This window comes from Pseudomonas gingeri (assembly GCF_013385635.1).
GTDB lineage: Bacteria > Pseudomonadota > Gammaproteobacteria > Pseudomonadales > Pseudomonadaceae > Aquipseudomonas > Aquipseudomonas gingeri_A.
Window position 1 is genome coordinate 1 of record NZ_JACAPR010000003.1, and the last position, 19,897, is coordinate 19,897.

General features: G+C 63.0%; 18 protein-coding genes. 6 read left to right on the plus strand and 12 right to left on the minus strand.

The genetic code is table 11. The features are described 5' to 3' along the window. Nucleotides 1-27 precede the first annotated feature (27 nt). The 5 genes from lnt to miaB all read right to left on the minus strand — a co-directional run bounded on the left by lnt (nt 28) and on the right by miaB (nt 5,294). A complete protein-coding gene (gene lnt / locus HX851_RS02550) occupies nt 28-1,551 on the minus strand; it encodes an apolipoprotein N-acyltransferase (protein WP_177064873.1) in 1,524 nt (507 codons plus the stop codon). A gap of 8 nt (nt 1,552-1,559) precedes the next feature. Continuing rightward, the gene (locus HX851_RS02555; protein ID WP_017123364.1) at nt 1,560-2,399 is read right to left on the minus strand and encodes a CorC family transporter; all 840 of its coding nucleotides are present in this window, start codon (nt 2,397-2,399) and stop codon (nt 1,560-1,562) included. 34 nt (nt 2,400-2,433) lie between these two features. Next, nucleotides 2,434-2,892 (minus strand): rRNA maturation RNase YbeY, encoded by a 459-nt coding sequence (gene ybeY / locus HX851_RS02560; RefSeq protein ID WP_177062887.1) that lies wholly within the window; start codon nt 2,890-2,892, stop codon nt 2,434-2,436. Then, nucleotides 2,885-3,892, minus strand: coding sequence for a PhoH family protein (locus HX851_RS02565; RefSeq protein ID WP_177062888.1), 1,008 nt, complete (start codon nt 3,890-3,892; stop codon nt 2,885-2,887). Before HX851_RS02565 ends, ybeY begins: the two co-directional genes overlap by 8 nt. 73 nt (nt 3,893-3,965) lie before the next feature. After that, the gene (miaB, locus tag HX851_RS02570) at nt 3,966-5,294 is read right to left on the minus strand and encodes a tRNA (N6-isopentenyl adenosine(37)-C2)-methylthiotransferase MiaB (protein WP_177062889.1); all 1,329 of its coding nucleotides are present in this window, start codon (nt 5,292-5,294) and stop codon (nt 3,966-3,968) included. A gap of 132 nt (nt 5,295-5,426) precedes the next feature. On the opposite strand from miaB, the gene HX851_RS02575 reads away from it, so the two are divergent. Then, entirely contained in the window at nt 5,427-5,753 is a 327-nt protein-coding gene (locus HX851_RS02575; protein WP_003215457.1) for a DUF1820 family protein, read from the plus strand. A gap of 159 nt (nt 5,754-5,912) precedes the next feature. Here the strand turns inward: HX851_RS02575 and HX851_RS02580 are convergent, their stop codons facing one another. From HX851_RS02580 to HX851_RS02595, 4 genes are all read right to left on the minus strand, one after another. Then, complete coding sequence (locus HX851_RS02580; RefSeq protein ID WP_177062890.1) at nt 5,913-6,461, minus strand: tetratricopeptide repeat protein; 549 nt, start codon at nt 6,459-6,461, stop codon at nt 5,913-5,915. A gap of 225 nt (nt 6,462-6,686) precedes the next feature. Continuing rightward, a complete protein-coding gene (hemL, locus tag HX851_RS02585) occupies nt 6,687-7,970 on the minus strand; it encodes a glutamate-1-semialdehyde 2,1-aminomutase (protein WP_177064875.1) in 1,284 nt (427 codons plus the stop codon). A gap of 17 nt (nt 7,971-7,987) precedes the next feature. Then, the gene (thiE, locus tag HX851_RS02590; RefSeq protein WP_177062892.1) at nt 7,988-8,611 is read right to left on the minus strand and encodes a thiamine phosphate synthase; all 624 of its coding nucleotides are present in this window, start codon (nt 8,609-8,611) and stop codon (nt 7,988-7,990) included. Between the two features lie 71 nt (nt 8,612-8,682). Next, nucleotides 8,683-9,480, minus strand: a complete 798-nt coding sequence (locus tag HX851_RS02595) for a hydroxymethylpyrimidine/phosphomethylpyrimidine kinase (protein ID WP_177062893.1) — start codon at nt 9,478-9,480, stop codon at nt 8,683-8,685. Between the two features lie 286 nt (nt 9,481-9,766). Here HX851_RS02595 and HX851_RS02600 point away from each other — a divergent pair, with 286 nt between their 5' ends. The 4 genes from HX851_RS02600 to HX851_RS02615 all read left to right on the plus strand — a co-directional run bounded on the left by HX851_RS02600 (nt 9,767) and on the right by HX851_RS02615 (nt 16,476). Next, nucleotides 9,767-12,148, plus strand: a complete 2,382-nt coding sequence (locus HX851_RS02600) for a hybrid sensor histidine kinase/response regulator (protein ID WP_177064877.1) — start codon at nt 9,767-9,769, stop codon at nt 12,146-12,148. 78 nt (nt 12,149-12,226) lie between these two features. Beyond that, nucleotides 12,227-13,876: an acyl-CoA dehydrogenase family protein gene (locus tag HX851_RS02605; protein ID WP_177062895.1), complete on the plus strand. Its 1,650-nt coding sequence runs from the start codon at nt 12,227-12,229 to the stop codon at nt 13,874-13,876. Nucleotides 13,877-14,093: 217 nt separating this feature from the next. Beyond that, a complete protein-coding gene (gene amn / locus HX851_RS02610; protein ID WP_177062900.1) occupies nt 14,094-15,566 on the plus strand; it encodes an AMP nucleosidase in 1,473 nt (490 codons plus the stop codon). Nucleotides 15,567-15,843: 277 nt separating this feature from the next. Continuing rightward, nucleotides 15,844-16,476, plus strand: a complete 633-nt coding sequence (locus tag HX851_RS02615; protein WP_256262573.1) for a pseudouridine synthase — start codon at nt 15,844-15,846, stop codon at nt 16,474-16,476. Here HX851_RS02615 and HX851_RS02620 read toward each other — a convergent pair. Together HX851_RS02620 and HX851_RS02625 are read right to left on the minus strand one after the other, a co-directional pair. Next, nucleotides 16,471-16,680: a DUF2788 domain-containing protein gene (locus HX851_RS02620; protein ID WP_017123375.1), complete on the minus strand. Its 210-nt coding sequence runs from the start codon at nt 16,678-16,680 to the stop codon at nt 16,471-16,473. The two genes, HX851_RS02615 and HX851_RS02620, sit on opposite strands and share 6 nt — an antisense overlap. A gap of 216 nt (nt 16,681-16,896) precedes the next feature. Then, a complete protein-coding gene (locus HX851_RS02625) occupies nt 16,897-17,376 on the minus strand; it encodes an Lrp/AsnC family transcriptional regulator (protein WP_054052470.1) in 480 nt (159 codons plus the stop codon). Nucleotides 17,377-17,803: 427 nt separating this feature from the next. On the opposite strand from HX851_RS02625, the gene HX851_RS02630 reads away from it, so the two are divergent. Then, nucleotides 17,804-18,949: a DUF6515 family protein gene (locus tag HX851_RS02630; protein ID WP_177062901.1), complete on the plus strand. Its 1,146-nt coding sequence runs from the start codon at nt 17,804-17,806 to the stop codon at nt 18,947-18,949. On the opposite strand, the gene HX851_RS02635 is transcribed toward HX851_RS02630, so the two are convergent. After that, nucleotides 18,950-19,855 carry a cation diffusion facilitator family transporter gene (locus tag HX851_RS02635; protein WP_177062902.1) on the minus strand — a complete coding sequence of 302 codons (906 nt, stop codon included), beginning with the start codon at nt 19,853-19,855 and terminating at the stop codon, nt 18,950-18,952. Nucleotides 19,856-19,897: the final 42 nt, after the last annotated feature.

A 19,897-nucleotide genomic window follows, 5' to 3' on the forward strand; every position in this document is an offset into this window, starting at 1 on the left:
GAGTCCATACATAGGAGCCGGTCAGGCTCAGACGGTCTTGGCGATCCGGCTGGCCAGCAATGCCCAGCCGAACAACAGGCCGCAGAGGATGATCAGCGGCCACGAGCGCCATTGCAGGTAAGGCGTCAGGTCATGCATCGGCACCACTTCACCGTAGAGGATGCCCCGCTGGAACTGGGGAATCTGCACGGTGATCTGGCCGAACGGGTTGATCAGCCCGGTCACGCCGTTGTTGGTGGCGCGAATCATCCAGCGTCCGGCCTCCAGGGCGCGCATCTGCGCCATCTGCAGGTGCTGCAGCGGGCCGATGGACGTACCGAACCAGGTGTCGTTGCTGATGGTCAGCAGCAGGTCGCTGCGGGCCGACAGGCTGGCGGCAAACTCCGGATAGACCACTTCATAGCAGATGAACGGCGCGATCTGGTAACCCTTGGCCTGCAACAGCGCCTGGTCGGCCGGGCCGCGGGCAAAGTCGGACATCGGCAGGTTGAAGAAGTCGATCAGTCCGCGCAGCAGGTCCTGCAAGGGCACGTACTCGCCAAACGGCACCAGTTTCTGCTTGAGGTAGATACCGTCGCCTTCGCCGACCACGGTAATGCCGTTGAAATAGCGTTTTTCGTTGTGCACGGTCTGGCGGATCGGTACCCCGGTGATCAGCGCCGTATGACGATCGGCAGCGAAGTTGCCCATCATCGACAGGTAGCCTTCGGCGGACTCCTTCAACACCGGGACCGCGGTTTCCGGCCAGACCAGCAGGTCGACCCGCTTGGCGCTGAAGCTCATGTCACGGTATAGCGCCAGCTGCGCATTGAGCTGTTCCGGGTCCCACTTCATGCTTTGTTCGATATTGCCCTGGATCGCCGCCACGCTCAGCGGCTCACCCGCCGGACTGGTCCAGGCGTGATGCTTGAGGGCCAGGCCGATGGCCCAGGGGCCGATCAGCAGGACCACGCCCAGCGCGACAAAGGCCTTGCGACCGCCCTTGAGCAGGCGCGGCGCGTTGTACAGCAGCGCGGCGGTCAGGGCCAGGGCGAAGGAAATCAGCCAGATCCCACCCAGCGGGGCGAGCCCGGACAACGGGCCATCCAACTGGCTGTAGCCGGAATAGAGCCACGGGAAGCCGGTCAGGAACCAGCCCCGGAAGGCTTCCTGTCCGACCCACAGTGCGGCGAAGGCCAGGGCATCGGCCAGCGGTGCCTCATTGCGGCGTATCCAGCGTGCCCAAAGCCAGGCGGGCAGGGCGAAGAACCAGGCGATGGCGGCCACGAACAGCAGCATCAGGAATCCCGCCAGCAGGATCGAGGCACCGCCGTAGGTATGGATGCTCACGTAGATCCAGCTGGTGCCGGCGCCGAACAGGCCGAAACCGAAATACCAGCCGCGCCACAGCGCCTGGCGCGGCGACATCTCGCGCAGGCCGGCATAGAACAGGCCGACCGCGAGCAGTGCCAGCGGCCAGATGTCGAACGGCGCCAGGGCCAGGGTGGTCAGTGCGCCAGCCACCACGGCCAGCAGATTACCGGGCCAGCCGGGACGGGTTAAGCGCAGCATGTGGATCCTTAGCGGCTGATGGGAGTCAGGCGAATCAAATGAATCCGACGGCTGTCGGCATTCAGGATGCGGAAACGATACGCGCCGATTTCGGTGATTTCATTACGCTTGGGCAGATGCCCGAACGCACTCATCACCAGCCCGCCGACCGTGTCGAACTCGTCATCGGAGAATTCGCTGTCGAAAAACTCGTTGAAGTTCTCGATCGGCGTCAGCGCCTTGATCAGGAAGTCGCCGCTGGGCAATGGCTTGATGTAGCTGTCTTCCTCGACATCGTGCTCGTCCTCGATATCGCCGACGATCTGTTCCAGTACGTCCTCGATGGTCACCAGGCCCGCCACGCCGCCGTATTCGTCGATGACGATGGCCATGTGGTTGTGGTTGGCGCGGAACTCGCGCAGCAGGACGTTCAGGCGCTTGGACTCGGGGACGAAGGTCGCCGGACGCAGCAGGTCCTTGATGTTGAAGCCGTCACCGTTCTCCTGAAGGATCAGTGGCAGCAGGTCCTTGGCCAGCAGGACGCCCATGACGTCGTCGTGGCTTTCACCGATCACCGGGTAGCGCGAGTGCGCCGCGTCGATGACCGCGGGGAGGAATTCGCGGGGTGTCTGGGTCGCCTTGATGCTGATCATCTGCGAGCGCGGGACCATGATGTCCCGTACCTGCAGGTCGGCAACCTGGATGGCGCCTTCGACGATGGCCAGCGCTTCGCTGTCCAGCAATTTGTTCTGGTGGGCTTCGCGCAGCAGCTCCAGCAGCTCCTGGCGGTTTTTCGGCTCATGGGCAAAAGCCTGGGTCAGTTTACCCAGCCAGGACTTCTGCCCGTTGCTCGATCGGTCTTCGCTCATAGCGATTTACTCGTTTCCCTTGGTTGTTGAGTGATCAGTTTTCGTCATCGATGTACGGGTCGGGATGACCCAGTTCAGCAAGCAACTCTCGTTCCAGTGCTTCCATTTCCTCGGCTTCCTCGTCATCGATATGGTCGTAACCCAATAGATGCAGGCAGCCGTGAATGACCAGATGGGCCCAGTGGGCGTTCAGTGCCTTGCCTTGCTCGGCCGCCTCGCGGGCGACCACCGGTACGCAGATCACCAGGTCCCCCAGCAAGGGGATATCCAGCAATTCGTCCGGCACATCGGCGGGGAAGGACAGCACGTTGGTTGCGTAGTCCTTCTGTCGCCAGGTATGGTTGAGTTCGCGGCCTTCGGCTTCGTCCACCAGGCGGATGGTCAATTCCGAGTCGGCGCTGCGCTGGCGCAGGGCCAACTCGCACCAGGTACGGAAGTCGGCTTCGCTCGGAGCGGGTGCCTCACTGGCCAGTTGCAGGTCGAGTTCAAGCATCGCGACGGATGTCCTTCACGGATGACGTTTCGACCGGGCGATTCTCGAAGCGCTCGTAGGCTTCGACGATGCGTTGCACCAGCGGATGGCGGACCACGTCCTTGGGCTGGAAGTGGGTGAAGCTGATACCCGGCACGCCTTTGAGCACTTCGATGACATGGGCCAGGCCGGACTTGGTGCCCTTGGGCAGGTCGACCTGGGTGATGTCACCCGTGATGACGGCGGTGGAGCCGAAGCCGATCCGGGTCAGGAACATCTTCATCTGCTCGACGGTGGTGTTCTGGCTTTCGTCGAGAATGATGAAGCTGTTGTTCAGCGTACGTCCGCGCATATAGGCGAGCGGGGCGATCTCGATCACCTGACGCTCGATCAGCTTGGCCACGTACTCGAAGCCGAGCATCTCGTACAGCGCATCGTAGAGCGGGCGCAGGTACGGGTCGATTTTCTGGGCCAGGTCGCCGGGCAGGAAGCCGAGTTTCTCACCGGCTTCGACCGCAGGGCGCACCAGCAGGATGCGTCGCACCTGCTCGCGTTCCAGGGCGTCCACGGCGCAGGCCACGGCCAGGTAGGTCTTGCCGGTGCCCGCCGGGCCGATACCGAAGTTGATATCGTTGGCCAGGACTTCCTTCACGTAGCGCTGCTGGTTGATGCCGCGCGGGCGGATCATGCCTTTCTTGGTGCGCAGGGCCACGGCGGCTTCGGCGACCGGGTTGCTGTTCAAGTCTTCGACGGCCGACTCCTGCAGGAACAGGTGCACCATGTCCGGAGACAGTTCGGTGCCCTTGGTTTCCCGGTACAGGCGGCGCAGCAGGTTTTCTGCGGAAGTGGTGAGCTTGGGTTCGCCGATCAGTTCGAACTGATTGCCGCGGTTGCGGATCTCGATCGTCAGGCGCTGTTCGATCAAGCGCAAATGCTCGTCGAATTGCCCGCACAGATTGGCGAAGCGGCGAGCCTCGAAGGGCTCGAGAATGAAACGATGGGGTTCTATGGGTGCGTTCAAGGTTGTTTTTAGCCGCCCGACGGCAATGGATATGGATTCAAGGATAACGCTAGCAGCCTGGGGGTGAAAGCGCTCATTGCAGCATCGAGCCCCGTAGCGAATGTGGCTGGGCTGCGTCGATATGTACCTCGACGAACTGGCCGATCAGTTGCGGATTGTCGCAGCGGAAGTTGACGATACGGTTATTCTCGGTCCGACCTTGCAGTTCGCCGGGGTCCTTTTTCGAGTAGTCGGTCACCAGGATGCGCTGGGTCGAGCCGACCATCTGTCGGCTGATCTCGAAACCCTGCTGGTTCAGACGGTGCTGCAGGGCATTGAGGCGCTCTTTTTTCAGTGCCTCCGGCGTGTCGTCCGGCAGGTCCGCGGCGGGTGTGCCCGGGCGCTGGCTGTAGACGAACGAATAGGAGAAGTCGAAACCGACGTCTTCGATCAGCTTCATGGTCTGCTGGAAGTCCTTCTCGGTTTCCCCCGGGAAGCCGACGATAAAGTCCGAACTGATGCAGATCCCCGGCACGGCGGCCCGCAGCTTGCGCAGCTTGGACTTGTATTCCAGGGCGGTGTGGTTGCGTTTCATCGCCGCGAGAATCCGATCCGAGCCCGATTGCACCGGCAGGTGCAGATGCTTGACCAGTTCCGGCACCTCGGCATGGGCCTGGATCAGGCTGTCGGAGAACTCCAGCGGGTGCGAGGTGGTGTAGCGGATACGCTCGATGCCATCGACGGCGGCGACCACGCGGATCAGTTCCGCCAGGTCGGCCAGGCGGCCGTCGTGGGTGGTGCCGCGATAGCCGTTGACGTTCTGCCCCAGCAGGGTCACTTCGCGCACGCCGTTCTCGGCCAGGTGGATGATTTCGGCGATCACGTCGTCGAATGGTCGGCTGACTTCTTCGCCACGGGTATAGGGCACCACGCAGAAGGTGCAGTACTTGCTGCAGCCTTCCATCACCGAGACATAGGCACTGGGGCCGTCGATGCGCGGCTCGGGCAGGTGGTCGAATTTTTCGATTTCCGGGAACGAGACATCCACTTGCGGCAGTTTGGTCTGACGCGCGGCATCGATCATTTCCGGCAGGCGGTGCAGGGTCTGCGGGCCGAAGACCACGTCGACATAGGGCGCGCGGTCGCGGATGGCCGCGCCTTCCTGGCTGGCGACGCAGCCGCCGACGGCGATCACCATCTCCGGGTTCGCCAGTTTCAGTTCGCGCCAGCGGCCCAGCTGGGAGTAGACCCGGTCCTGGGCACGTTCACGGATCGAGCAGGTATTGAGCAGGATCACATCCGCGTCTTCAGCGCGGGCGGTGACTTCCAGGGCCTGATGTTCGCCCAGCAGATCGACCATGCGCGAGCTGTCGTACTCGTTCATCTGGCAACCGTGGGTTTCGATATAAAGCTTCTTGGCCATGGGGTTTCATCAAGTGATTCAAAGAACCGCGCATTATAAGGGTCATCGCGGTCGCTTCCTAGCATTGCGCGTCTGGCGGCTATGCTATAGTTCGCGCCCTCTTTTATATCCCCGATGTGTTGCCCGCCCACCATGACCAAACGTGAAGCCCCGATCTACAAGGTGATTTTCCTCAACCAGGGCCAGGTGTTCGAAATGTACGCCAAGCAGATCTATCAGAGCGATCTGTGGGGCTTCCTGGAAGTCGAAGAGTTCGTCTTTGGCGAGCGTACGCAACTGGTGGTCGACCCGGGCGAGGAAAAACTCAAGGCCCAGTTCGAAGGCGTGGTGCGCAGTTTCGTGCCGATGCATTCGATCGTGCGGATCGACGAGGTCGAGCGCCTGGGCACGCCGAAGATCAGCGAGGCCCGGGGCATGAGCAATGTCATGCCGTTTCCGATGCCGATGCCCGAGAAATAACCCTGTCCGACTGATCCTGATCGTTCCCGCGCGTAGCAAAGGCATGCAGCCCGTGACGCTGTGGGAGCGGGCTTGCCCGCGAAGCTTTTGAAGCGGACGCAGAGCGTCCAGTGAGGCATTCCCACGCGGGGCGTGGGAACGATCAATAAAAAAGGGGATTCAGGGTAATGGTGAAAACGGTGTACGTCCGTCAACCGTCTGCAACTCCAGCAGGTACTTGCGGAAAATCTGTCCGAGTACCTGGGTCGCCATTTCCAGTTCGTCCCGCGGCATCTGCGCGGCGACTTCATCCGCGGTGTCCAGCGCGTCTTCGGCGCCATTGACCGCCGCCATCTTCAGCACGATATAGGCCTGGACATTGTTGGCCGGCACGCCTTCGCCCTTGTAGAACATGATACCAAGCTGGAATTGCGCCTGGGCATGGCCTTGCAGCGAAGCCTGTTCGAAGAGGTTCAGGGCCTTGTTGAGATCGCGCGGCGCATTCTTGCCGTCGTAATAGAACTCGCCCAACTCGTATTGCGCCTCAGCATCACCACCCTTGGCCGCCTGTTCACAGGCTGTCAGGGCCTCGGCGAGATCCTGGGGCTGGGTATTGAGGGTGCAGCGACCCATCGCCGGGATCAACAACGAGTTACCGCCTGCATGTGCCAGCAGCGGCTGAAGGAGCAACAGGCAGCCCAGTGAAAGGGCGCGGCCGGTGCGGTTCATGGGAATCGACGTACCTCTGAAGGGCGGGCGTACCCGGCCAGGGGATGTGTATGGCGCGCATTATGAAATAAGCGGGGGCCACCTTACAAAGTCTTTACTCGTTTTTCTGCTGCGCGGGCGTTATATCGCCTTGTTTTGCAAGTAATGGGTTAGATGACGGGAAGAAACGAGGGAAGTTTAGGTGGGAAAACCGACGCCGGCTGAAACCGGCGTCGGACCGAGCGCTTACTTCAGTGCGGCGAAGGCGCGTTCGGCGGCATCCAGCGTCAGTTTCAGCTCGGTTTCGCCGTGGGCGATGGAGGTGAAACCGGCTTCGAAGGCACTCGGCGCCAAGTACACACCGCCGTCGAGCATCAGGTGGAAGAAGCGCTTGAAGCGTTCCGCATCGCTGGCCATCACGTCGTCGAAGGTGACGATATCGTCGGCACCGCTGAAATACAGGCCGAACATGCCACCGGCCTGGGTGGTGACGAACGGGATACCGGCCGCATCGGCGCGCTGTTGCAGGCCGTCGAGCAGGCGCGTGGTGTAGTCGGTCAGCTCGGCATGGAAGCCCGGACGGCTGATCAGGCGCAGGGTGGTCAGGCCGGCGGCCATGGCCAGCGGGTTGCCGGACAGGGTGCCGGCCTGGTAGACCGGGCCCAGCGGGGCGATGCAGGACATGATCTCGCGCTTGCCGCCGAAGCAGCCGACCGGCATGCCGCCACCGATGATCTTGCCGAAAGTGCTCAGGTCCGGCTTGACGCCGTAATGGGCCTGGGCGCCGCCGAGGGCGACGCGGAAACCGGTCATCACTTCGTCGAAGATCAGCACCACGCCGTGCTGGTCGCACAGGCTGCGCAGGCCTTCGAGGAAGCCCGGGGCCGGTGGCACGCAGTTCATGTTGCCGGCTACCGGCTCGACGATGATGCAGGCCACTTCCTGGCCGACTTCGCCGAGCATCTTCGCCACGGCGTCGATGTCGTTGAACGGCAGGGTCAGGGTGTGTTTGGCGAAAGCCGCCGGCACGCCGGCCGAGCTTGGTACGCCCTGGGTCAGGGCGCCGGAGCCGGCCTTGACCAGCAGGCTGTCGGAGTGGCCGTGGTAGCAGCCTTCGAACTTGATGATGCTGTCGCGGCCGGTAAAACCACGGGCCAGGCGGATCGCGCTCATGGTCGCCTCGGTGCCGGAGCTGACCATGCGGACCATTTCCATCGACGGCACGATCGAGCAGACCAGGTCGGCCATCTCGGTTTCCATGGCGGTCGGCGCGCCGTAGGACAACCCATGCTCAAGCTGCCGGCGCACCGCATCCAGTACGTCCGGATGGCTGTGGCCGAGAATCATCGGGCCCCACGAACCGACGTAGTCGACATAACGCTTGTCGTCCTCGTCAGTGACGTAGGCGCCTTCGGCATGCTTGAAGAACAGCGGGGTGCCGCCGACGCTCTTGAACGCGCGAACGGGCGAGTTCACGCCGCCGGGGATATGTTTCTGGGCATTGGCAAACAGCGTTTCGGAACGAGACATGGTCGGGCTCTCAAAAATCATGAAGTGAAGAGGGCATTGAAGGCGCGGGCGCGGCGCGTCACTTCCTGGGCGTTTTCTGCGCCGAACAGGCCGTGGATCACCGCCAGCAGGTCGGCGCCGTGGGCGACCAGCGGCGCGGCGTTGTCCAGCGTGATGCCGCCGATCACGCAGATCGGCAGGTGCAGCGCCGGGCGGGCGCGTTCGAGCAGGGCGATATCCGCCGCCGGGGCGCCGGGCTTGGTGTTGGAATTGAAAAAGCGCCCGAAGGCGACGTAGCTGGCGCCTTCCCTGGCAGCCTGCTCGGCCAGTTCCAACTGCGCGTGGCAGGTGGAGCCGATGATGGCCTTGCTGCCGAGCAGGGCGCGGGCGGGTGTCAGCGGTCCGTCGGTCTGGCCCAGGTGGACACCGACCCCGAGGCGTGCGGCGAGCTCGGCGTCATCGTTGATGATCAGCCGGGTCTTGTAGCGCTCGCAGAGTTTCAGCAATGTCTCGGCCTCACGCAGACGGCGGGCCTCGTCGGCGCTCTTGTCGCGATACTGCAGCAGTGTCACGCCGCCTTCCAGCGCGGCTTCCACATAGGACAGGAACTTGCCGGCCAGCAACTGGCTATCGGTGATGGCATACAGGCCACGTAGTTTCATCGGTTCGGCCTCGAAGCGTTACGAACACAGGGTTTCCAGCGCACGTCTCCCTGCCCTCAAGTTATGAGCAGTTACGAGCAGAAATCCAGTGGCAGACGACGCGGTACAAATTGTCCCTGGCCCAACTGCTCGGCGTCACGCAGGGTGCGCCATGTGTAATTCAACGCCGATTGCACCGCGCTGACCAGGTTTTCACCGAGGGCCAGACGGCCGGCGAGGGCGCTCGCCAGGGTGCAGCCGGAGCCATGATAATTGCCGGGCAGGCGCTGGCACTTGAAGGTCTGGCGGGTGCCGTCGCGGCTGTACAGGCGATTGTGGATTTCTTCTTCATCGCCATGGCCGCCGGTGATCAGCAGGTGTTGGCAGAACGGCAGGAGTTTTTCCGCGCACTCGTCGGCGCTGCCTTCAGGCAGTTCAGCCAGGATGCGGGCTTCGGGAAGGTTGGGGGTGGCGATCGTCGCCAGTGGCAGCAATTGTTCGCGCATGGCGTAGCCGACCTCGTCCTTGCCCAGGCGGCCACCGCCGCCGGCGCGCAGGACCGGATCGCAGACCAGTGGCAGGTGCGGATGCGCCTTGAGCAGTTCGACCACGGTGTCGACCATTTCCAGGGAACCGAGCATGCCCAGCTTGACCGCCGCGACCGTCGAATCTTCGAACACGGCATTGGCCTGGGCCAGTACCCATTCGCGATCGAGGACGCGGAAATCGCGGACATTGACCGTATTCTGCACGGTCAGCGCGGTGACAGCGGGAGCTGCATGGCAGCCCTGGGCGAGCAGGGCTTCGATATCTGCCTGGAGGCCGGCGCCACCACTGGGATCATGGCCGGAGAGACAGAGGACAACGGGACGAGAGCTGTAGATATTCATGGTGCGCGAGCTTACCACCAAACGCCTTTTTCGGAATCTTCCGCACAACGGGGTATTCGATTCCTGAAGCTTTGTCCGTTGCGGCCGATAGCTGCTACTCACGAATTCGATTCGGCCGCTGAAACGCCCGCTCTAGAGCCTTTGGATAAAATGTTTCAATGGTGTGATTTAGCCATTAGTGGCTATGCTAGAGTGGATCCAAACGAATAACAGGTCATGTGGTTTCACGTCGTCTCAAAGGGAAGGGGGGCTCCTGACGCGACCAGACTGGCCATGCTGGGGCTGTATGCGCTATTTGCTGATGATGTTGTTGAGCTGTCTGCCGCTGATGGCGAGCGCAGTCGAGTTTGATGAGTCCACTCTGAGCCTGCCCCTGGGCCGGATCATGCAAGTGTTCGAGGACGTGAGCGGCCAGGCCGATATCGCGGACATCAGCGCGCCTGCCAAAGCCGGTCAGTTCCGTCGCCATGACAAGGACGCGCTCAATGCGGGCTATTCGCGTTCGGCGTTCTGGCTCAAGGTCGACCTGAGCTACAAGCCGAAACATCCCGACGCACGGCGTACCTGGCTGCTGGAAATGGCCTATCCGCCGATGGACCACATCGACCTCTATCTGCCGGACGCCGCCGGCGAGTATCGCCTGGCCCAGCGTACCGGCGATGAATTGCCCTTCGCCAGCCGGCCGATCAAGCAGAACAACTACCTGTTCGAGCTCGACTTCGCCCCCGGTGAAAGCAAGACCGTCTACCTGCGCCTGCAAACCGAAGGCTCGGTCCAGGCGCCGCTGAGCTTGTGGTCGAGCCAGGCCTACCTGGAAGAGCAGCCGGTGCGCCTGTACGTGCTCGGGCTGATCTATGGCGTGCTGTTGGGGATGCTGGTCTACAACCTGTTCATCTACCTCAGCGTGCGTGACACCAGCTACCTGTACTACATCTTCTATATCGCCTCGTTCGGCTTCTACCAGCTGTCGGTCAACGGTGCGGCGGTGCAGTACTTCTGGCCGAACAATCCCTGGTGGGCCAATGCCGCGACACCGTTCCTGATCGGTTCGGCGGGGTTCTTCGGCTGCCAGTTCGCCCGCAGCTTCCTGCACACGGCGGCCCACAGCCGCTGGCTGGACCGCCTGCTGTTGCTGCTGATGGGATTCGGTGCGCTGGTCATGGCCCTGTCGCTGATGACCAGTTATGCCCTGGCATTGCGCCTGGCCACGGCCCTGGCCCTGGCGTTCACCGTGACCATTTTCTACGCCGGGATCAGTGCCTGGTATTGCGGCCAGCGGGTGGCGCGCTACTTCATCATTGCCTGGTCGGCGTTCCTGCTGGGTGGGCTGGTCAACACCCTGATGGTGCTCGGCTACCTGCCGAACATGTTCCTGACCATGTATGCCAGCCAGATCGGTTCGGCCCTGGAGGTCGGCCTGTTGTCCCTGGCCCTGGCCGACCGGATCAATGCCATGCGCGAGCAGCAGGCGCAGACGTTGCTGGAGTCCGGGCAGAAGCTGGAAGTGCTGAACCAGGAGCTGGCCAACAGCAATCGCCTGAAGGACGAGTTCCTGGCCACTGTCACCCACGAACTGCGCACGCCGATGAACGGCGTTATCGGTTCGCTGGAGCTGATGCAGACCGTGGAGCTGGACCCGGAACTGGAGCAGTACCAGCAGACCGCCGCCGGCTCGGCGCGGGACATGATGCGCATGGTCAACGGCATTCTGACCCTGACCGAACTGCAGGCCGGGCGTCTCAAGGTCTATCCGCAGACCTTCAGCCTGCGCGGACTGCTGGACGGGCTGCAGGAGCAGTTCGCCGGCAATGTACTGAACAAAGGCCTGCACTTCGCCGTCGAGGTGGCCGACGAGTTGCCCGACAGCCTCCATGGCGATGCGACGAAAATCGCCCAATGCCTGGACTGCCTGGTGGACAACGCCATCAAGTTCACCCGTGAAGGCGGGCTGGTGTTGCGGGTGATCGGTCATGCGCCGCAGCCCGGGCAATTGACCCTGTCCTTTGCCGTGATCGACAGCGGCATCGGCTTTACCGACCTGGACGAAGCCACCCTGTATCAGCGCTTCTTCCAGCTCGATGGCTCGATGACCCGCGAATACGGCGGCCTGGGCATCGGCCTGGCGATCTGCCGGCAATTGATCGAATTGCTCGGTGGGCGCCTGACCCATCAATCGGAATCGGGAATGGGCAGCCGTTTCCAGATCGAGGTCGATGTCGAGGTGCTGAGCCCACGCGTCAACCGTGCCGCCGCCTCGACACCGCGCAGTCCGCGTGACTGCACCGTGTTGCTGGTGGACGGCAACGATATCAGCCAGTTGGTGGTGCGCGGGATGCTGCTCAAGCTCGGTTACCGGGTGCTGACGGCCAACAATCCACGGGCGGCGATCGACATCCTGCGGGTCGAGGCGGTGGATGCCTTGTTGCTCGATTGCTCCGCCGACCAGTCCGGCGAGACCATTCTGTGCGGCCAGTTGCGCAGCCTGCCGGGCTGCGCGGAGCTGCCGATCCTGGCCCTGACCAGCCTGCTCAATGGCGTGGAGCGCGAGCGCTGCCTGGCCGCCGGAATTACCGACTATCTGCATAAACCGGTGCGTTTCGAAGAGTTGCAGAGTTTGCTGGTGCGTCGCTTGCTGAATCAGACAGAGGGTGAAAGCGCCGATATTTAGGCGGATATGTCACTTTTTTCCGAAGGGTGTGCGTGATTCACTGGGCTTCCTGGCAACTTCCCATAGGAGCCCGACACCATGAACCTCCATCAATACGCCGAAACCCACGAAGTCACCAATCAGCCGCCGTCGCTGGATGGCACCAATCTCTACCGCATCGACCTGCCTCTGCAAGAGTGGTCGCAACGGTTTGGCGCCGGCTGGGCGCAGGCGCGCATCGACCGCTACGGGGCGCTGGCCGGCGGGCCGCTGATGGAAGCGGGGTTCCTGGCCAACCAGAACAAACCGGTGTTTGTCAGCCACGACCGCTATGGTCATCGCCAGGACCTGGTAGAGTTTCACCCGGCCTACCACGAGTTGATGCGTACGGCGGTCGAGCATGGCTTGCCGTCATTGCCCTGGACCGATCCCCAGGACGGTGCCCACGTCGCCCGCGCCGCCATGACTTACCTGCACAGCCAGGCCGAGGCCGGTACCGGTTGCCCGCTGACCATGACCTTCGCCTGCGTGCCGGCGCTGCAACTGCAGCCGGACATCGCCGGACAGTGGCTGCCGGGCATCCTCAGCACCGAGTACGATCCGCGTAATATCGGCATCGCCCACAAGCGCGGCGCCACCATCGGCATGGCGATGACCGAGAAACAAGGCGGCACCGACGTCCGCGCCAACACCACCCGGGCTTATCCGGTGGGCGCCGGTGGCCCCGGCCAGGCCTATGAACTGGTGGGCCACAAATGGTTCTGCTCGGCACCGATGTGTGATGCCTTCCTGACCCTGGCCCAGACCGACAAGGGCCTGACCTGCTTCCTGCTGCCCCGGCACCGCCCGGATGACAGCCGCAATCAATTCTATATCCAGCGCCTGAAAAACAAACTGGGCAACTGCTCCAATGCTTCGAGCGAAGTGGAGTTTCGCGGTGCCCTGGCCTGGATGATCGGCGAAGAAGGACGCGGCGTGCCGACCATTATCGAGATGGTGGCGATGACCCGTTTCGATTGCATGGTCGGTTCCAGTGCCTTGATGCGCCAGGCGCTGACTCAGGCCAGCCATCATTGCGCCCATCGCCTGGTTGGTGGGCGGGTGCTCAGCGAACAACCGCTGATGCAGAACGTCCTGGCGGACCTGGCGCTGGAGAGCGAGGCGGCCCTGGCCTTGAGCCTGCGCATGGGCCGGGCGCTGGATCGGCTGGGAGACGAGCATGAAGCCAGGTTCGCCCGGCTGGTCACGGCCGTGGGCAAATACTGGATCTGCAAGCGCGCGCCGGCGATGATCAACGAAGCGGCCGAATGCATGGGCGGCGCCGGTTATGTCGAGGACAGCATCCTGCCGCGCCTGTACCGCGAAGCGCCGGTCAACTCGACCTGGGAAGGTTCGGGCAATGTGCAGTGCCTGGATGTGTTGCGTTCGCTGTCGAAAGAGCCGGGCGTGCTGGAAGTGCTGTTCAGCGAGCTGGGCGACGGCCATGGTGACAAGCAACTGGCCCGGCATATCGAGCACCTGAAGCTGGCGTTTACCGATACCCACGACATCCAGTACCGCGCCCGCCAGTTGACCGAGGACATTGCCCTGGCGCTGCAGGCCAAGCTGCTGCTGGAGGCGGGGAACGCGGCGGTCAGCGATGGCTTTATCGCCAGCCGTCTGGGCACTGGCGGCCGGGTCTACGGCACCTTGCCGAGGGGCGTGAATGTCGAGGCCATCGTTGCCCGCTCGACGCCACAGGGTTTCTGAGAGACTCGACCAAGCCCGGACAATGCCCCTGTGGGAGCGGGCTTGCCCGCGAAGAACGATAACGCGGTGTATCTGAAACACCGCGTCGCGCCATTCGCGGGCAAGCCCGCTCCCACACAAGCCCGCCCTACAGGGGGGATGGCCGTGAACGCAAAGCCACTGTTTCCGTCCGACGATGTTGCAGGCAAGATGAAGGTCTGCAACATCAGAAGACAGGATGCTCTCCGTGACCGAAGCTTTTATTGTCGTGCAATCTCCCGAACAGGCCGTAGACCGCCTGGCTGAACTCCATGAGCGCGCTACCACGGCCCTGAGCCAGGCGCTCAAGCGTTATCTCAAGGACCGCGTCGAGCCCGATGCCGAACAGCGCGCGCAGTTCCGCTACCCCGAACTGCGCCTGACCTACACCTACCAGGGCGAAGTCCCGGCGACCACCCGCGCCTACGCCAAGGTCCAGCTACCGGGCACCTACAGTGTCACCGTCACCCACCCGGCGGCGTTTCGCAAATACCTGCTGGAACAACTGGTGCCGCTGATGCGCGATTTCACCGTGACGGTGGAGGTCGGCGTCAGCGAACAGAACATTCCTTACCCTTACGTCGTCGAGCAAGGCGATGAGCTGGCCGGCTCCGGCGTGACCGCCGCCGCCCTGGCGCGGGTGTTCCCGAGCACCGACCTGTCCGCCGCCACCGATGGCATCGCCGATGGCCTGCACGACTGGGAAAACACCTCGCCGCTGCCCTTGGCCCTGTTCGATGCCGCCCGTGTCGATTTCTCGCTGCGTCGCCTGGTGCATTACACCGGCAGCGACTGGCGCCATGTGCAGCCGTGGATCCTGCTGACCAACTATCACCGCTATGTCGACCAGTTCATTCTCCATGGCCTGGAGCAGCTGCGCGACGACCCGCGTTTCGTGCGCATGGTCCTGCCGGGCAACGTGATCATCGACAAGAGCATGGACTACGCCGAGGCCCAGGCGGTCGCGGCGGCGGTGGTCTGGCACCGCTACCAGATGCCGGCCTACCACCTGCAGGCCAACGATGGCCATGGCGTGACCCTGGTGAACATCGGCGTCGGCCCGTCCAATGCGAAGAACATCACCGACCACTTGGCGGTGCTGCGTCCCCATTGCTGGCTGATGATCGGCCACTGCGGCGGCCTGCGCCAATCCCAGACCATCGGCGACTATGTGCTGGCCCACGCCTATATGCGTCGCGACGGCATCCTCGACCGGGTGGTGCCGCCGAATATCCCGATTCCGGCCCTGGCCGAAGTGCAGATGGCCTTGCAACAGGCCGCCGCCAATGTCACCGGGGAAAAGGGTGACGACCTGAAGAAGCGTCTGCGCACCGGCACCGTGTTGACCTACGACGACCGCAACTGGGAGCTGCGCTGGGCCCAGGAGCGTCCGCTGATCAACCTGTCCCGCGCCGTGGCCGTGGACATGGAAAGCGGCACCATCGCCGCGCAGGGTTATCGCCTGCGCGTACCGTATGGCACCTTGCTCTGTGTTTCGGACAAGCCGCTGCACAGTGAAATCAAGCTGCCGGGTTCGGCGAACGCGTTCTACGAACGTGCCGTCAGCCAGCACTTGAAGATCGGCATCGCCGCGGTGGACCTGCTGCGTACCGAACTGCATTCGCTGCATTCACGCAAACTGCGCAGCTTTGACGAGCCACCGTTCCGTTAAACAAGCCATGATCGTTCCCACATCCGGAAGTTGATCGTTCCCACGCTCCGCGTGGGAATGTCTCGTTGGACGCTCCGCGTCCGCTCTGGATCTGTGACGCGGAGCGTCACGGGCTGCATTACCACGCGGAGCGTGGGAACGATCGATGGGGTGACATCCGCTTACTGTAGGAGCCGGCTCCTACCGTTGCAGTGTCGTGTCGGATGATGGATATCTGGAAATAATGCCTGGCACGCCCTAGCATGACGGCTTCCGATCTTCAGATACCCTCTTTGCCATGTCCCGACCACCTCGTCCCGTCGTCCGCCGTTCGGCCGCGAAAAGTCCCGTTGCGCCGCGTCGGGTCGCCAAGGCGCCGCCTGTCGAGCCCAAGCTCATCCTGTTCAACAAGCCCTTCGATGTGCTGACCCAGTTCAGCGACGGTGAGGGGCGCGCGACCCTCAAGGACTTCATCGACGTCGCCGGCGTGTACCCGGCCGGGCGCCTGGATCGCGACAGTGAGGGTCTGCTGTTGCTGACCAATGACGGCCAGCTCCAGGCGCGGATTGCCGATCCCAAGCACAAGCTGGCGAAAACCTATTGGGTACAGGTCGAAGGCGTGCCGACGGCGGAACAGATCGAGCGTTTATGCAAGGGCGTCGAGTTGAACGATGGCATGACCCTGCCGGCCCAGGCCCGGGCCCTGGAAACACCGGAGCTGTGGCCGCGCAACCCGCCCGTGCGCTTTCGCCAGAGCATTCCCACCCGTTGGCTGGAACTGATCATTCGTGAGGGCCGCAACCGTCAGGTGCGAAGGATGACGGCGGCGGTCGGTTTGCCGACCCTGCGTCTGGTGCGGGTGCGTATTGGTGACTGGACGCTCGAAGGACTCGACCAGGGCCAGTGGAAGGAAGTTCCGGCGAACTTATAAGGAGCCGGACTCGATCAGGCCGATCACCACGCTCTTGATCACGAAGGCGGCGATACCCAGGCCCAGCACGAAGAACAGGATAAAGGTGCCGAAGCGCCCGGCCTTGGATTTTTTTGCCAGGTCCCAGACGATGAAGCCCATGAAAATGATCAGGATGCTGACCAGGCCAGTCATCATCCACTCTTCGAAAACGGCAGGATCCATCGAATCTCTCCAGCGCGAGCGGGGTAAAAAGCCGGCCGATTATACGCCAGGGGGCGACCGCGAGCATTGACCTGCGTCGGTTTGACTCAGGTCGACCGACGATCCCGATCCTTGTAGGAGTCGGCTTGCCGGCGATGGCGTCCGCACAGGCGCCGCATGATTCATGGGCCTCATCGCCGGCAAGCCGGCTCCTACAGGAAATCTTGGCTTCGGCTATCAACCGCGCAAATGGGTCAACGGCAGCTCGGTGCTGTTGAGCACCTGGTTCAGCACAAAGCTGGAGCGCACGCTGGTGACGCCTTCGATACGGGTCAGGTGTCCCAGCAGCAGTTTCTGGTAGTGGTCCATGTCCGGCACCACGACTTTCAACTGGTAGTCGGCGTCCATCCCCGTCACCAGGCTGCATTCCAGGACCTGGGGCAAGGTGCGGATCGCCGCCTCGAAGTTCTCGAAGCGTTCCGGTGTATGCCGGTCCATGCCGATCAGCACATAGGCGGTCAGGCTCAGGCCGAGCATCTTGCGGTCGAGCAGGGCGACCTGGCGCGAGATGTAACCGTCGTCTTCCAGTTGCTTGACCCGCCGCGAGCACGGCGACGGCGACAGACCGATGCGCTCGGCCAGCTCCTGGTTGGAGATACGGGCATCGCGCTGCAATTCCGCCAGGATGCTCAGGTCGTAGCGGTCGAGTTTGCTCATCATTCGGGCCTTTATCAGAACTATTGCGCTGAATTATCTATCTGAAGCGAATTATTGCGCAAGTCATGTTTATCTGAGCAATGTTCGCAATCCTCTGCCGTCGCGTCAGGCCTATTCTTATCACCAGAATCACTGCAACAGAATCACTGCCCGGACACAGAGTCCACAGCGGCCCGCCGAATCAGGCGCGCCGCGGCCGACAACCCCACAGGGTTGCCCCGGCCCCCGGGCTGCACACCGTCCAGAAGACGGCGTGAGGTGAGCCGGCGTCAAAAGCGCCGAGCACGGACGAAATTCTCCAAAGGGAGGCCGACGGGCCTCCCTTTTTTATTGCGCGAAATAAGTTGCGCGACTGATAAAGTGTTGCAGAACCGGAATCCGCTTTCCCAGTCTTATGGGTATGCCCTGAACCGCAGTGAGGAACCGCATGAAATCGCGCATCTGGCGTTTGGCAGGTGTTGGCTTGCTCTGTATGAGTGTCGGTGCGCAAGCGCTGGCTGAAGACCGGGGTGACGATAATCAGCAACATCCACATCCCAACGGTGGCCAGCGGGGTCCCGAAGGACGACCTGGCGGTAACGAGGGACATCCGGCCAACAATCAGCCGCGTCCGGAAAACAATCAACCCCGTCCACAGGCTCCGCAACCGCGGCCACAAGCGCCGGAAGTTCGCCCGCAACCACAAGTGCGGCCAGAGGTGAATCAGGTTCGCCCGGAAAACAACCAGCGTTTCGAGCGCCACGAGCAGAACCCCGGCGGCCAGTGGCAGGCCCGCCCACCACAGAACGACCCGAACCAGCAGGCGCGCCCGGCACCGCCGCCACAGCCACAGAACAACCTGCCGATCCAGAGCCGGCCCGACACCGTGCGCCAGACTCAGGAGCCGCTGCGCGGCAACTACTCGGACATTCCCCGGCGCAATGGCTACAACCCCAATCCGGGGTGGCAGCCGGGCAACAACAACGGCCGTCCTGGCGGCAGCTTCGATCACCCCAACGACCATCGCTGGGCCGGGCGTCCGTCCGGTCATGGCAATGGCTGGGGCCCTGGGCCGCAGTACCGTCCGGGTTATGTGATCGACCGTTTCCCCGACCGCAACTGGCGTGTGCCGTACCGGGGCCAGGACTACTTCTTCTCCGGCGGCTACTGGTACCGCCCGCAGGGGCCGCGCTATGTGGTGGTCGCGCCGCCACGGGGGATTCGCGTCAGCTACCTGCCCGATTACGCGCGGGAAGTCTGGGTCGGCAGTTCGCTGTTTTTCCTCGCGGCGGGTGCCTATTACCTCTATCAGGAAGACACTCAGGACTACGTGGTCGTCGACCCACCCACCGCTGCGCCGCAGGTGGCACCCGCACCGTCGGGCAATGGTTATGACGTGGTGGCGTATCCGGCCAACGGCCAGAGCCCGCAACAGGTGCAGCAGGACGGCGAGGACTGTTATCGCTGGGCCGTGCAGCAAAGCGGCTTCGACCCGGCCAACGTCACCTATGCACCGGATCCGGCGGTGGTGCAGACCTACCGCCAGGCCCAGGGCAACTGCCTGAGCAGTCGCGGGTATCAGGTCAACTACTGATCAGTCGCGGCGTTTCACCACCTCCCTCTTTACCACCTCCCTGGGGTCGGCGTGCACCAGCACCTCGGCCTTCGGGTAGGCGGCATGTATCGCGTCGGCGGCCTGGTCGCTGAGGCCGTGGGCCACCGACAGGGTCAATTCTCCCGGCAACTCCAGGTGCAACTGCACGAACCAGTGGTTGCCGGAGACCCGCGTGCGCAAGTCATGGGCGCCGAGCACTCCAGGCACGCCCTTGGCGAGTGCGAGCATGTGCTGGCTGATCTCGGGTGACAGTTCCTCATCCATCAATACGGCAAAGCTTTCGCGGCCGATCTGGATCGCGCTCCACAGGATGTAGGCCGAGATCCCCAGGCCGAACCAGGCGTCGACCTGGGCAAAGCCGAAGCTGGCCAGGACCAGGGCCAGCAGGATGCTGCCGTTGAGCATCAGGTCCGAGCGGTAATGCAGCGAGTCGGCGCGCACGGCGGTGGAGCCGGTTTCGCGAACGACCCGGTGCTGCAGCACCAGCAGGGCGGCGGTGAGGGCCAGCGACAGGATGATCACGCCGATACTGATCCACGGCGCGCCCACCGGTTCCGGGTGCTTGATCCGCTCGATCGCCTGCACCGCGATCAACACCGCACTGCCGGCAATGAACAGCGCCTGGGCCATGCCCGACAGCGACTCGGCCTTGCCGTGGCCATAACGGTGGTCGTCATCCGCCGGGCGCAGGGCGTAGTGCACCGCCAGCAGGTTGAGGAATGACGTCACGCCATCGAGCAGCGAGTCGGTCAAGCCGGCGAGCATGCTCACCGAACCACTCAGCCACCAGGCGATGGCCTTGGTCACGATCAGGATGCAGGCGACCGACACCGAGGCCCGGGTGGCCAGGCGTAACAGGCGTGCGTGTTCCGGGCTGCTGCTCATGCGGGTAGCGGTCCTTTTTCTCGGGTATCGGTTCGGTCAGGG